At 68.5% G+C, this 13,512-nt stretch carries 12 protein-coding genes; 5 read left to right on the forward strand and 7 right to left on the reverse strand.

The window, feature by feature from the left end; translation table 11 throughout:
• Positions 1-205: 205 nt before the first annotated feature.
• The 4 genes from H1Q64_RS15600 to hflX form a co-directional block, all read right to left on the reverse strand.
• The gene (locus H1Q64_RS15600) at positions 206-2,113 is read right to left on the reverse strand and encodes a hypothetical protein (protein WP_237906079.1); all 1,908 of its coding nucleotides are present in this window, start codon (positions 2,111-2,113) and stop codon (positions 206-208) included.
• 367 nt (positions 2,114-2,480) lie between these two features.
• Positions 2,481-4,346, reverse strand: a complete 1,866-nt coding sequence (ilvD, locus tag H1Q64_RS15605; protein ID WP_237906080.1) for a dihydroxy-acid dehydratase — start codon at positions 4,344-4,346, stop codon at positions 2,481-2,483.
• Between the two features lie 166 nt (positions 4,347-4,512).
• Positions 4,513-4,950 (reverse strand): DUF2934 domain-containing protein, encoded by a 438-nt coding sequence (locus tag H1Q64_RS15610; protein WP_237906081.1) that lies wholly within the window; start codon positions 4,948-4,950, stop codon positions 4,513-4,515.
• 134 nt (positions 4,951-5,084) lie between these two features.
• Entirely contained in the window at positions 5,085-6,491 is a 1,407-nt protein-coding gene (gene hflX / locus H1Q64_RS15615) for a GTPase HflX (protein WP_237906082.1), read from the reverse strand.
• 146 nt (positions 6,492-6,637) lie between these two features.
• Here hflX and H1Q64_RS15620 point away from each other — a divergent pair, with 146 nt between their 5' ends.
• The 4 genes from H1Q64_RS15620 to H1Q64_RS15635 all read left to right on the forward strand — a co-directional run bounded on the left by H1Q64_RS15620 (position 6,638) and on the right by H1Q64_RS15635 (position 10,117).
• Complete coding sequence (locus H1Q64_RS15620; protein WP_237906083.1) at positions 6,638-8,284, forward strand: phospholipid carrier-dependent glycosyltransferase; 1,647 nt, start codon at positions 6,638-6,640, stop codon at positions 8,282-8,284.
• Between the two features lie 56 nt (positions 8,285-8,340).
• Complete coding sequence (locus tag H1Q64_RS15625; RefSeq protein WP_237906084.1) at positions 8,341-9,075, forward strand: TetR/AcrR family transcriptional regulator; 735 nt, start codon at positions 8,341-8,343, stop codon at positions 9,073-9,075.
• 137 nt (positions 9,076-9,212) lie between these two features.
• Positions 9,213-9,641, forward strand: coding sequence for a phasin family protein (locus H1Q64_RS15630; protein WP_145671869.1), 429 nt, complete (start codon positions 9,213-9,215; stop codon positions 9,639-9,641).
• Between the two features lie 140 nt (positions 9,642-9,781).
• Complete coding sequence (locus H1Q64_RS15635; RefSeq protein ID WP_237906085.1) at positions 9,782-10,117, forward strand: tRNA-binding protein; 336 nt, start codon at positions 9,782-9,784, stop codon at positions 10,115-10,117.
• A gap of 67 nt (positions 10,118-10,184) precedes the next feature.
• Here H1Q64_RS15635 and rimO read toward each other — a convergent pair whose 3' ends face one another.
• Complete coding sequence (rimO, locus tag H1Q64_RS15640; protein ID WP_237906086.1) at positions 10,185-11,549, reverse strand: 30S ribosomal protein S12 methylthiotransferase RimO; 1,365 nt, start codon at positions 11,547-11,549, stop codon at positions 10,185-10,187.
• Between the two features lie 346 nt (positions 11,550-11,895).
• Between rimO and H1Q64_RS15645 the strand changes: the two genes are divergently transcribed.
• Entirely contained in the window at positions 11,896-12,333 is a 438-nt protein-coding gene (locus tag H1Q64_RS15645; RefSeq protein ID WP_149165089.1) for a MarR family winged helix-turn-helix transcriptional regulator, read from the forward strand.
• A gap of 111 nt (positions 12,334-12,444) precedes the next feature.
• On the opposite strand, the gene H1Q64_RS15650 is transcribed toward H1Q64_RS15645, so the two are convergent.
• Together H1Q64_RS15650 and fdhD are read right to left on the reverse strand one after the other, a co-directional pair.
• The gene (locus H1Q64_RS15650; RefSeq protein WP_237906087.1) at positions 12,445-12,675 is read right to left on the reverse strand and encodes a formate dehydrogenase subunit delta; all 231 of its coding nucleotides are present in this window, start codon (positions 12,673-12,675) and stop codon (positions 12,445-12,447) included.
• A 31-nt stretch (positions 12,676-12,706) separates the two neighbouring features.
• Positions 12,707-13,504, reverse strand: a complete 798-nt coding sequence (gene fdhD / locus H1Q64_RS15655) for a formate dehydrogenase accessory sulfurtransferase FdhD (RefSeq protein WP_237906088.1) — start codon at positions 13,502-13,504, stop codon at positions 12,707-12,709.
• Between the last annotated feature and the right edge of the window lie 8 nt (positions 13,505-13,512).

The following is a 13,512-nucleotide window of genomic DNA, read 5'->3' on the forward strand; positions in this document are numbered from 1 at the left end:
CCTTGTGCCCGCGCAAGCGGGTGAGCTGGGCAAGAGTCATATGCGGCGGTCGTCCGTTTCGAAAGCAAGGGAACGGACGATGCCGTCCGCAGGGAAGAGCGTCTACGATATGGAGATTTGTATGCGAACGCACCGCCTTTTATACGGGTGCCTGGCAAATTAAGTTCAATCTTCGAGAAGTTTGTCCGGCTTTGGCCCAGGGTCTTCACGCTGAAGTCACGGTTCCGCGAAAATCAGTGCATTGGGTCAGCAACGGTGCCATCGAGCGTTGTGCGGCGATGCGGGCAGCGGCGTCGATGGACTGCAGGGCCGCAGCGATATCCCCTTGCGCGGCCAACCCACGGGCCAGAGCGAGTCGCGCCCAGGCCTCGTCGCCCGATTGTCTCGAGGCAGCGGCTTTCCCGGCGGCGTCACGGGCATTGCGGACGGCGTCTTCCGGCTGGCCGGAGAGCAGCGCGGCCTCGGCGATCCAGATCAGGATTTGCGGCTCGTGGCGCCGGATGCCGAGCATCCGCGCGTGCTCCCGGCTGCCCAGCAGGAGGGACGCTCCATCGTTGAGCGCTCCGGTGCGGACCAGGGCGTAGCCCAACGCACCGAGGACCAGCGGCTGGTAGGCGTGCAGCCGGATCGTTTCGGTGACGGCAACGGCGCTTTTCAAAGGCTCCACAGCGACGGCGTAGCGCTGCGCGGTCAACGCTGCCCAGCCGAGATGCAGACAGGCCAGCGCGCGGGACGCTGCGTGGCCGCTGCTTTCCGCCTGGGTGAGAGCCGCACGGGCCAGCCGCAGCGCCTCTTCCGGCTCGCCCAGTTCCGCCCGGCAGCGCGCTTGGTGCGCGGCGATGCACACCGGCGCCAAGGCGGTCGGACCGTGAAGGCGGCACGTTTCCTCACGCGCTGCCAACGCGGCGGCGGCACGCAGGACGGTGTCGGCGTGGCGGAAGCGGCCCTCTTCGGTCAAGCCGCGGCCCAGCTTGATGAGCGTTTGCACCTGCTGCCCAGCGCTTTCAGCGCGCCGCCAAATCCGTAAGGCCTGCATGCCGGTCCGCCGGGCCCCCGGCAGATCACCACCGGCCCAGCGCAGCGTGGCCAGAAGCGACAGGGCGCGCGCAACGCGCAAACGGTCGCCGAGGTCTTCGGCGAGCATGCGGGCCTTCTCCGCCGCCTTGATCGCGTCGCCGTCCGACGGCGGATGGGTGCGGGCCAGAGAGGTCCACAGATCGATTCGGCGTTGCGCGTGCCGTTGGGTTTCGGGCAACCGGTCCAGCGCGGCAAGCGCATTCCGATAATGACGGGCGGCGTCGGCGGGGCGGCAGTCCGCCTCAGCCCGTCGTCCGGCGTGCCGTGCGCAGGCGCAGGCCAGCGCCCAATTGCCGGCCAACGGGGCGTGGTGGGCCATCCACTCGATCCGTTCCGGCCGCCGGTCGCGGCGCAGCGCGTCCAACAGGACGGCGTGCGGCGTCGGATCATCCCGACCGACGCCATCGGCCTCGGCCGGCCCGCCGTCCGGTTCCGGCAGGACGATGCGTCGTGCGGTGCCGGGCGGCATCCAACCACCGGGCCGCTCGCACGCTGCGGGAGAGCGGATGACCAGCAGGCACAGCCGTGCGTCCTCGACGGTGTTGCCGAGCGCATCGAGCAGCGCCCCGGTCAGGCTACGCGTCCATTGGGCGTTTTCCACGACGATCAGCACGGGGCGTTCGTAGCACAGGTCCAGAAGGGCGGCGGCCAGCGCCTCCACGTGGAATTCAGCCTTCTGTACGCCGTCCAGCCCCATCCAGAGCGGTTGAAGCGACGGAAGGCCCAACAGGCCACGCATCGCCTCTCCGGCCAACTCGCCGCCGCCGCGTTCGGCGGCCAGGGCGATGTCCTGACGGGCCTTGTCCGGAAGACCATCGGCCAACGGCAAAAGGCTGACGGCCACCGCTTCGAGATCGTCCGGTCCCCCCAGCGGCGGCAACAGGGATTGCGGCCAGCGCAGAATGCTGAAACCGGCTGAAACGGGGCTGTGGACAAGCGCGGCGATCAGGCGGCTGGCGTCCTCGTTCGCCGCGGTCAGGGAAAGGATGGAGCCGATGCCTTCCTCGGCACAGTGCAACGCATCCGCGATGTCCATCAGTGCGCGCTGGAACGCGGCACCATCGGGTGGCGCCCCGGCTTCATCCCGAGCGACTGACCGCGGCTGCGCCATCGGTTTCCCTGTGGTGTTGGTTTCAGGGAGCACAGATCCCGTTTCGGCATGCCGGGGCATGCGGAAAGACAATGGCAGATTTCGAAGTGGAGGGCCTGCACTTCTTTTGGTGATAGGGCGGCATGTTCGGAGACATACTGCCGCATGGCCCTCTGCGATCCATTGCGTCCGGAAAGCGAAACGGCGCCGCGGATTGCCGGGCGCCGTTCGTTATTGCCTTGTGCATTCACAACCTTGCCGAAAGTCTTAACCGGAAGGATCTGGTTCCTTCGGTTGCGCTCTCGGTGCCGCGTCAGCGCTTCACGGCGATGCCTTCGACCTGCGACACGTCGCGGACCGCGCCGCGGTCGGCGCTGGTGGTCAAAGCAGCGTAGGCGCGCAGCGCCGGCGAGACGACGCGGTTGCGGTTGGCCGGCTTCCAGGCGTCGGCGCCCTTGGCGTTCTCGGCGTCGCGGCGGCTCCGCAGCTCCTCCTCGGACACAGCGAGGTTGATCTTGCGGTTGGGAATGTCGATCTCGATCCGGTCGCCGTCCCGGACGAGGCCGATGGCGCCGCCCTGCGCCGCCTCCGGCGAGGCGTGGCCGATCGACAGGCCCGACGTGCCGCCCGAGAAGCGGCCGTCGGTGACCAGGGCGCAGGCCTTGCCCAGGCCCTTCGACTTCAGGTAGCTGGTCGGGTAGAGCATCTCCTGCATGCCGGGGCCGCCGCGCGGGCCTTCGTAGCGGATGACCACCACCTCGCCGGCCTTGACCGTGTCGCCCAGAATGGCCTCGACCGCCGCGTCCTGGCTTTCGAAGACGCGGGCTGGGCCGGCGAAGACGAGGTTGGAGGCGTCGACGCCCGCCGTCTTCACGATGCAGCCCTTCTCGGCGATGTTGCCGAACAGCACGGCGAGACCGCCATCCTTGCTGAAGGCGCTGTCGACGGAGCGGATCACGCCCTTGTCGCGGTCCAGGTCCAACTCCGGCCAGCGCTTCTCCTGGCTGAAGGCGATGGTCGTCGGGATGCCGCCGGGGGCGGCCTTGAACATGGTGTGGACGCCCTCGTCCTGGGTGCGCTTGACGTCCCAGCGGTCGAGCGCATTGCCCAGCGTCTTGGCGTGGACGGTCGCGACGTCGCGGTTGAGCAGCCCGCCGCGGTCGAGCTCGCCCAGGATGCCGAAGATGCCGCCGGCCTTGTGCACGTCCTCGATGTGGACGTCGGACACCGCCGGGGCGACCTTGCAGACGTTGGGCACGCGGCGCGACAGCCGGTCGATGTCGGCCATGGTGAAGGGCACCTGACCCTCCTGCGCGGCGGCCAGCAGATGCAGCACCGTGTTGGTGGAGCCACCCATGGCGATGTCGAGCGTCATGGCGTTCTCGAACGCCTCGAAGGTGGCGATGCCGCGGGGCAGGGCGGTGGCGTCCTCCTCCTGGTACCAGCGGCGGCACAGCTCCACCGCCATGCGGCCGGCGGCGAGGAACAGCTCCTTGCGGTCGGCGTGGGTCGCCAGGATCGTGCCGTTGCCGGGCAGGGAGAGGCCCAGCGCCTCGGTCAGGCAGTTCATCGAGTTGGCGGTGAACATGCCGGAGCAGGAGCCGCAGGTCGGGCAGGACCCGCGCTCCATCACCGCCGCCTCCTCGTCGGTCACCGTCGGGTCGGCGGCGGCGACCATGGCGTCGATCAGGTCGACGGCCTTGGTCTTGCCGCGCCAGTTGACCTTGCCGGCCTCCATCGGGCCGCCCGACACGAAGACCGCCGGAATGTTCAGCCGCATGGCGGCCATCAGCATGCCCGGGGTGATCTTGTCGCAGTTGGAGATGCAGACCAGCGCGTCGGCGCAGTGGGCGTTCACCATATACTCGACGGCGTCGGCGATCAGCTCGCGCGAGGGCAGGCTGTAGAGCATGCCGTCGTGGCCCATGGCGATGCCATCGTCCACCGCGATGGTGTTGAACTCCTTGGCGACGCCGCCGGCCTTCTCGATCTCGCGGGCGACGAGCTGGCCTAGATCCTTCAGGTGGACGTGCCCCGGCACGAACTGGGTGAAGGAGTTGGCGATCGCGATGATCGGCTTGCCGAAATCGCCGTCCTTCATGCCCGTCGCGCGCCACAGGCCGCGGGCGCCCGCCATGTTGCGGCCGTGCGTGGAAGTGCGGGAGCGATAATGCGGCATGTCTCTACCTCAGGGATCGAACATTGCGTGCGGATGCGCAGGGGCAGCAACACTAGCAATCCCGAAGGCCGGAAACCAGACCTCTCGTTCCCTTTTGGGCCCCATTTTCCGGCAGGCGGGGCATAGGAGCTTTGCGGAGAACGGGGAGGAGGAGCGCCCCGCCCCGTCAGCCGCGCGACGCGTCCCGGCGCGCCGCCTTGCCCGGCTTTCCGCTGGCCGCCCCGCCTCGGGAGATCTGGCCGCCGGTCTTTGTGGTGCCGGTCTGCTCCGTCCGTCCGGCGGCCACCGCCGACAGATTCTCCGCCGCCGCCCGCGTGCCGCTCCCCCGGGCGGCTTTGGGAGCAGCCTTGGGTTTTGCGGTGGCCGGCTTCGCGCCGGTCGCCTTGGAACGCCGTTTCGGCGAGCTATCCGGGGCGCTGCTTTCCGTTTCCTCGCTTTGCCGCTCGGCGCGGATCTCGTCATCGACCTCGGCTTCGGCCTGCGCCCAGTGCTCGTCGTGCCGGCCTTCCGGGCGGCCGTCCCGTTCCCAGATGTCGTGGGCGCGGCGACGCACGCGTTCGGCCCGATCCTGTTCCAGCTTTTCGGCTTCCGGCTTTTCGGTCATGGGGCTGCCTCCTCCTGCTCATGGGGGATCACGGACCGGGCGGGTCAAGGGCCGGTCTGTCCGTCACAACGCAAGAGGGCGGCAGTGGTTGCAAACCATCCGAAACGGCGGAACAAAAGGCGGAAAATGCTTTCTCAGCGACTTTCCTGCCCGACGAACCGGCTGTCGAAACGGGCGGCGTCGGCGGGGGCCAAGGCCACATGCACATGCGCCTGACCGTCCTCATCCCGGCGATCCAGCACCTGCCCATGCTCGTACAGCCACGCCAGGGCACGTCCGTCCGACAGGTTGACGCTCAGCTCCACCACCTGCCGCCCGGCCGATACGCGCCGGTCCAGAAGATCCAGCAGGTCGTCCAGCCCCTCCCCGGTCAGGGCGGACACGGCGACGGCGCGTTCCTCTCCTTCCATCATCCGCTGGTTGGCGAGGCGCATGTGGAGCGCGCCGCGGGCGGTCGCGGGCATCTGGTCGGTCTTGTTCAGCACCTCCACCACCCGCGGGTCGTTGGCGGCGTCGATCCCGAGGTCGGCCAGCACCGAATCCACATCCGCCTTCTGCGCCGCCGTGTCGGGGTGCGAGACGTCGCGGACATGCAGGATCAGGTCGGCGGCCTGCACCTCCTCCAGCGTGGCACGGAAGGCGGCGACGAGCTGGGTCGGCAATTCCGACACGAAGCCCACCGTGTCCGACAGGGCCATGGTCTTGCCGGAGGAGAGCGCGATCCGGCGCACCGTGGGGTCGAGTGTGGCGAACAGCATGTCCTCGGCGGTGACGCCGGCGCCGGACAGCCGGTTGAACAGCGTCGATTTGCCGGCGTTGGTGTAGCCGACCAGCGCCACCAGCGGCGTACCGCCGCGCTGCCGGGCGGAGCGGTGCAGCTTGCGCGTCCGCCGCACCTCCTCCAGGTCCGATTTCAGGCGGCTGATGCGCTCCGCGATCAGGCGGCGGTCGAGTTCGAGCTGGCTTTCGCCGGGGCCGCCCAGGAAGCCGAAGCCGCCGCGCTGCCGCTCCAGGTGGGTCCAGGACCGCACCAGCCGTGAGCGCTGGTAGGTCAGGGCCGCCAGCTCGACCTGCAACTGTCCCTCGCGCGTCTGGGCGCGTTCTCCGAAAATCTCCAGGATGAGCCCGGTGCGGTCGATCACCTTGGCCATGCAGCGGCGCTCCAGATTGCGCTGCTGCACCGGGCTGAGCGGATGGTCGATCACCACGAGATCGGCGTGGAAGGCCTCCACCATGCCACCGATCCGATCGGCGGTACCGCGCCCGAACAGGGTGGCGGGGTCGGGGCGGGCGACGCGGATCACCTCGGCGTGCGGCACCTCCAGGCGGATGGCCTGGGCAAGCGCGATCGCTTCGGAGAGCCGCGCGTCGGGCTGGCGCGCCGCGGCGTTTCCATCGTCGGGGTGCGTGGGCAGGACCGGCAGGATGACCAGGGCGCGGCCGGCGGAGGGCGGTCCCGCCCCGTCAGGATCGTTGCCCTGGACGCTGCGGGAAACGGAGGCGGCGGAACGGGGTGACGGGCGGTCGTCGGAATCAGGCATCGGGCTGGCACCGTTCCTTCTGGCGATGGGGTTGAGCGATCAAGAGTTGCAGGTCCGCAAAAAACAGCGCGCCGCTGCCGCGGTTCCAAAACCGTCCGGAATCGTGCACAAACCGGTGGCGTGTAACCTCTGGACATACTCCCATCATGTCATCCTTGGACCGCGGCGCCGCCTCACCCCATACGGTCATGCCCAACCGGTCCGCCGGCGTGCCCGGCACCGGCGTGCTGGACCGCTGGCCCTGGTGGGGGCTGTGCGTGGCGCTGGCGGCGGTGATGGTGGTGTCGGCCCTGGCGATCGGCTTCCGCACCCCCTACTGGTCGCACGCCGACCAGGATCTGGTGCTGGCCTATCACGGGCTGCTGTTCAGCGAGGGGCTGCCCCAGGAGTATTTCGACCACCCCGGCTACACCTATTTCCTGGTGATCGAGGTCTGGTACCGACTGCTGCACGCGCTTGGCCTGATGCCGGTCATCACCCTCTCCGGCCTGCCGCCCGCCGCCGACACCGCAGCCTACAACGCGGCTTGGCAAAATCTGGTGGAGGCCGGGCGGGCGCTGTCCATCCTCGTCACCACCGGCTTCGCGCTGATCTACGCCAACCTCGTCCGTGCGCTGGTCGGCGACCGGCGGGTGGCCTTCCTAGCCGCCGTGGTGATGGCCTTCGGCATCGGCCTGTCCACCCAGGCGCGGCAGATGCGCACCGATCTGCTGTCGGCCTCCTTCGTGGTGACGGCGCTTCTCCTGGTGCTGGTCGCCGTCCGCACCGCTCCGGGCTGGCGGCCCCTGCTGCTTCTCGGGCTGGCCGGGCTGCTGGCCGGGCTGGCGGTGGTGACGAAGATCCAGGCGATCTTCCTGGCGCTGGGCATCCCGGTGATCGCGCTGGCCTTCGGGCGCCGCTTCGCCGGGGACGGCGGGCGCCATTGGATCGCCGCGGGCATTCTGGCGTTGGCCGCGGGTGGGGCGGCGTTGCCTGCGGTGGCCCTGATCCAGCATGGCATCGCCAGCGCCGGCCAGTCGCTCTACCCCTACCGGCCGGTCGGCGGTGGGCTGTCGGGGGTCTATCAGGGGATCATCGTCGGCTGGGTGTTTCTCGGCATGGCCGTCTACGCGGCGGTGTGGCGGGTGCGCCTGTCCTACGAGGTGGCGGCCATGGCGGCGGTCGCGCTCGGGCTGGCGCTCGGCGTGCTCGCCCTGACGATCCGCCCGCATGAGCAGAACGTCATCGCCGTCGCCAACCTGATCGAGCACATGTTCGTCTTCACCACCTGGAAGCATCAGGCGGCGCTCCAGGGGCAGGAGCAGGTGCTCTCCGATGGGCTGGTGACGCTGCTGGCGAAGGGGCTGTGGCGCACGCTGGCGATCCGCACCATCGTCTTACACCCCGACAACATTCCGCAGACCGTCGTGGTGGAGTGGTTCATCATCGGGGGCTGCATCGTCCTGTGGCGCCGAGGGGAGCGGGTGGCCGCGGCGCAGGCGGCGCTTCTGCTGCTGGTCGCCTGGGGTTTGGAGACGCTGTTCTCCCTGCGCGGCTTCCAGCGGGCCTACGCCGCCTACACCGACCCGCTGATGGGACTTGCCGCGGCCTGGGTTCTGCTGCGCCTGCCCGGTCTTCTGGAGCGCACCCGGACGCGCCGCTGGATGTTCGGCATGGTGGCGCTGGTGGTGGTGGTCGCCCAGGTCTGGCCCGCCATCGAGGCCATCCGCCTGCCCAACCCCGCCGGCCAATGCGGCTGGATACCCACCTATATGAAGCGGGTCGAGCCCTTCCCCTTCTGCCGCCCCGGTTGAGGCGCGGCGCGGGCGTCCCACATCATGGGGATAGGCTGACCACGAGGCTCGACCCCATGGACGACACCGCCGACACCCCCTGGAAGACCGATCCGGACGCCCCCGACGCCGCGGGGAATGCTGCGGGAGGAGGAGGCGCCGACGAACTGGACCAGCGGGTGGCCGCCGCGGCGATGCGGCTCGCCGCCGGGCAGGGCTGGCGCAACACCGGCCTGCTGGCGATCGCACGGGCGGCGGGGGTGGCGCCCGACGTCTTCTACCGCCGCTTTCCCGATCGCTCCGATGTGCTGGCCGCCGTGTCTCGGGTCGCCGACACCTCGGTTCTCGCCGACTACGCCCCGGTCGGTCCGGACGAGAGCGCCCGCGACCGGCTGTTCGACGTGATGATGCGCCGTTACGACGCTTTGCTGCCCTACCGGGACGGGTTGCGCTCGGTCGTCCGCGACCTGCGGCGGGAACCGCTGACCGCGCTGGCCTTCTCCCGTCATTTCGGGCGGTCGATGGCCTGGATGCTGCGTGCCGCCGGGGTGGGGGCCGACCGGACCGGCGGCGCCCTGCTCGTGGCCGGGCTGGGCGCGGTGCAGGCGCGGGTCATGCGTGTCTTCCTGGAGGACGACAGCGCCGACCTGTCGCGGACCATGGCGGCGCTCGATTCCGAACTGCGGCGGGCGGAACGCTGGGCTGGGGCATTACGCCGCAGATCCGGACGTGCCTCCGCAACCGAATCGTCTGCAGCCCCGCAGGGCGCCGGAGAACCGACCAGGGAACCAGGGAGCGCGTCCGCCGGTTGAGGTTCCGTAGGGCGCAGTGTAGCCCCTGGTGCGACGCACAAGGGCGTTGACTATCTTTTTGGCAATCTGCATAGTCGCGCCACAGGTTTGCTGCGCCGCAGCACGCCGAATGAATCCTTTCGTCGGGGGTGAGAACCATGGCCAAGCAGACCGGTAACCCGTTCCTCGAATTCGATCTGTCCAAGATGCTGGGCGAATATAAGGTGCCGGGCCTGGACATCGAGTCCATCCTGGCGAGCCAGCGCAAGAACATCGAGGCGGTGACCGCCGCCAACCAGCTCGCGATCGAGGGTCTGCAGGCCGTGCTGCGCCGCCAGGCCGAGATCGTCCGCTCCTCCGTCGAGGAGGCCGGCAGCTACGTGAATCAGGTCGCCGCCGCCGGAACGCCGGAAGAGAAGGCCGCCAAGCAGGCCGAACTGGTGAAGACCGCCTTCGAGAAGGCCCTGTCGAACATCAAGGAACTGGCCGAGCTGGTCGCCAAGTCCAACACCGAGGCCGCCGACGTGCTGTCGAAGCGCGTGTCGGAGAGCCTGGACGAGGTCAAGGCCGCCATCGCCAAGAAGTAAGCTCCTCTCCCATCGGAGAGTGCCGCAAAGGGCCGCCCACCGGGGCGGCCCTTTCGCGTTTCAGCGTCGCCGCCATCGGTGCTAGCCTTGCCCACGACGATTGAAACCGTGACAACCGCAACAGGGCAGGGACGAGACCCGTGACCATCAGTTACGACGATTTCCTGAAGGTGGACATCCGCGTCGGCACCATCACCGCGGCGGAGCCTTTTCCGGAGGCGCGCAAGCCCGCTTACAAGCTGGCCATCGACTTCGGGCCGGAAATCGGGACCCGGCGCAGCTCCGCCCAGATCACGCGCCACTATACGCTCGATGAGCTGGTGGGGCGGCAGGTGCTGGGCGTGGTGAACTTCCCGCCCAAGCGCATCGGCCCCTTCACCAGCGAGGTTTTGTGTCTGGGCCTGCCCGACGCGGATGGCGAGGTGGTGCTGGTCGGACCCGGGCAGGGCGTGCCGAACGGCGGGCGGCTGTACTGAGGTCAGGGAAAAGCAAAAGGGCCGGGAGGCGTTGCCGTCCCGGCCCTTTTGCTTTGGGCGAAGTCCCTTACTCGGCGCGCTCGATGGAGCCCCAGAGGTCGTATTCGTCGGCGTGCTCGATGGTCACGTCCACGATGTCGCCCGGCTTCACGTTCGTCTCGCCGTTCAGGAAGACGTTGCCGTCGATCTCCGGGGCGTCGGCGTAGGAACGGCCGATGGCGCCCTCCTCGTCGACCTCGTCGATGAGGACGCCGAGCGTGAAGCCGACCTTCTGCTGGAGCCGCTCGGCGCTGATCGCCTTTTGCGTTTCCATGAAGCGCTCCCAGCGCTCCTGCTTGACCTCTTCCGGAACGGCGCCGGGCAGGTCGTTGGCGGTGGCGCCCTCGACCGGCTCGTACTTGAAGCAGCCGACGCGGTCGAGCTGCGCTTCCTTCAACCAGTCCAGCATGAACTGGAAGTCCTCCTCGGTCTCGCCGGGGAAGCCGGTGATGAAGGTGGAGCGCAGCACCAGATGCGGGCATTCCTGCCGCCACTTCCGGATGCGGTCGAGCTGCTTCTCCTGGGCCGCCGGACGGCGCATCGCCTTCAGCACGGTGGGGGAGGCGTGCTGGAACGGGATGTCCAGATAGGGGAGGATGCGGCCCTCCGCCATCAGCGGGATCACCTCGTCCACATGCGGGTAGGGGTAGACGTAGTGCAGGCGCACCCAGACGTCGAAGTTCGCCAGCTCGCGGCAGAGGTCGATGAAGCGCGCCTTCACCTTGCGCCCGTACCAGTCCTCTTCCGCGTACTTGCGGTCGACGCCGTAGGCGCTGGTGTCCTGGGAGATGACCAGCAGTTCCTTGACGCCGGCGGTCGCCAGTTTTTCCGCCTCGCGCAGGACCGAAGCGACCGGACGGCTGACCAGATCGCCGCGCAGGGACGGGATGATGCAGAAGCTGCAGCGGTTGTTGCAGCCTTCCGAAATCTTCAGATAGGCGTAGTGGCGCGGGGTCAGCCGCAGCCCTTCCGGCGGCACCAGATCGGTGAAGGGGTCGTGGACCGGCGGCACGGCGTCGTGCACGGCGTTGACCACCTGCTCGTACTGGTGGGGGCCGGTGACGGCCAGCACGTCCGGATGGACCTGCCGGATCATGTCCGATTCCACGCCCATGCAGCCGGTCACGATGACCCGGCCGTTTTCCTTGATCGCCTCGCCGATGGCCTCCAGCGATTCCTTCTTGGCGGAATCGAGGAAGCCGCAGGTGTTGACCAGCACGACGTCCGCGCCGTCGTAGGACGGCGAGATCTCGTAGCCTTCGGCGCGCAGGCGCGTGAGGATGCGCTCGGAGTCGACGAGCGCTTTGGGACAGCCCAGGCTGACGATCCCCACCTTGGGGGAGGAAGCCGGGTTGGTCTTGAAACCGGGAATGGACGGGGGCGTGCTGGTCATGGCGCGCATATATAGGCGAGTCGCGGCGCAACGCCAGACAAAACGCGCGGCGCAGCCCCGACACGAGGTGGTAGGTGCCCTGCGTTGTCTCCGCACCGGTCCGGTAATCCGCACGGCGCCACAGGGGGGTGCGACACCTTGTGCTGAATGGGATTTAAGGTCAATGTTTCGTTTACTGTCGCGATGCCGTAGTGTGCGCCCCGTCGTCGGGGGTGGGGAGTCATGGACTTGCCTACTGCAGTATGTTAGTTTGGTGACCATATAGTCTCTATAACGTACAGACGCGTTGCCGGCTTTTCGCTCTGCGGCGCCGTCTTTCTCCGGCAACTGTCGAGACTCCGCTGGCATGTCGAAAAGCCCACCGTCCCTGGCATCGGCGCAGGCGATCGCCGAGGTCATGATGCACATCGGTCACATTGCCGACAGCATGGGCTATACGCAGGGTCTGAAGCCGTCGCAATGGACGGCGCTGCGATATTTCGCACGCGCAAACGACAGCCAACGGACCGTTTCCGCCTTTGCGGACTTCCACGCGACGACCCGCGGCGCGGCGTCCCAGATGGTCGAGGTTCTGGTGACGAAGGAACTGCTGACGCGGGTCCCGGTGCCGGAAGACCGCCGAGTCGTTCAGCTTCACCCCACGGAGAAGGCGTTGGCGCTTCTCGAATACGATCCGCTGAAGGACTTCGCTGCGGTCATCGCGGCCCTGCCGGGGCCGGACCAGTTCCAACTCGCGGATCTGCTGTCGCGCGTGCTGAAGGGGTTGTTGAGCCAGCGGGCGTAGGGAGCAAAGGCACTTGCCCCCTCCCTAATCCTCCCCCGCTTTGCAGGGGAGGGGACAATTTCTCCCTCCCCTTCGAAGTGGGGGGAGGGCCGGGGTGGGGGAAATGAGCCGCTACGCGCTCCCCACGGTCGGCCCCTTCAACCGCTCGACCGCCTGGGTGACAATCTCGTGCAGGCCTTCGCCCCCGGCGCTGCTGTGATCCAGCAGACGTTGGCGCATGCGGGGTTCCCAGAAGGCGCGGATGTGGCCGGCGGTCTCGGTCACCGCCTCCTCCTGCGGGTAGGACTGGAAATAGCTGGCGATCTGATTGGCCATGCGGACGAGTTCGCGTGTGGTGTCCATGGGTCGGCTCCCGGAAATTTGGTTTTCTTCGTCAACGGAACAGCATGACGCCGTTGCCGCGCGCGCGGGCGGCCAGCGTCATGCCGGCGGCGCGGGCGAGCTTCAGCGCCAGCGCCGTGGGGGCGGAAATGGTGGCGAGCATGGGGATGCCGATGGTCGCGGCCTTCTGGACCAACTCGAAGCTGCAACGGCTGCTCATCACCGCGAAGCCGCCGGACGGGTCGATGCCCGCGCGGGCCAGCGCGCCGGCCAGCTTGTCGAGCGCGTTGTGCCGCCCGACGTCTTCCCGCGCCATCACGATGCGCCCGTCCGGCCCGGCCCAGGCCGCGGCGTGCAGGGACTTGTTGGCGCGGTTCATCGGCTGGTGGTCGGGCAGGGCGGTAAAGGCGGCCGCCGCCGCCTCCACCGATGGGGTGAAGCCCGCCGTCACCCGCGGCGGCTCGCGCACCGCGTTGGCGAGGCTGTCGATCCCGCACAGGCCGCAGCCGCTCCGCCCTTCCATGGAACGGCGGCGGAGCGAACCGCGCAGAAGACGCAACGGGTCGGCCTCGATGGACAGGACGATGCCGTCCTCCACCGGGCGGACGTCGATGCGGTCGATGTCGAAGGCGCTGCCGACGATTTCCTCGCACAGGCTGAAGCCCAGCGCAAAGTCCTCGAGATCGGCGGGCGTCGCCATCATCACGGCGTGGGAGCGTCCGTTGTATTCGAACGCCACCGGAGTCTCCTCGGCGACCAGCCACGTCACGTTTGCCTGATTCGCCGCCTGATCGGCGGTTTCCGGAAAGCCGGTGCCGCTGGCCGGCAGGGAATGGGCGTGGGTGAGCATGGCTGGTC

It is taken from the genome of Azospirillum brasilense (assembly GCF_022023855.1).
In the GTDB taxonomy this organism is placed as follows: Bacteria; Pseudomonadota; Alphaproteobacteria; order Azospirillales; family Azospirillaceae; genus Azospirillum; species Azospirillum brasilense_F.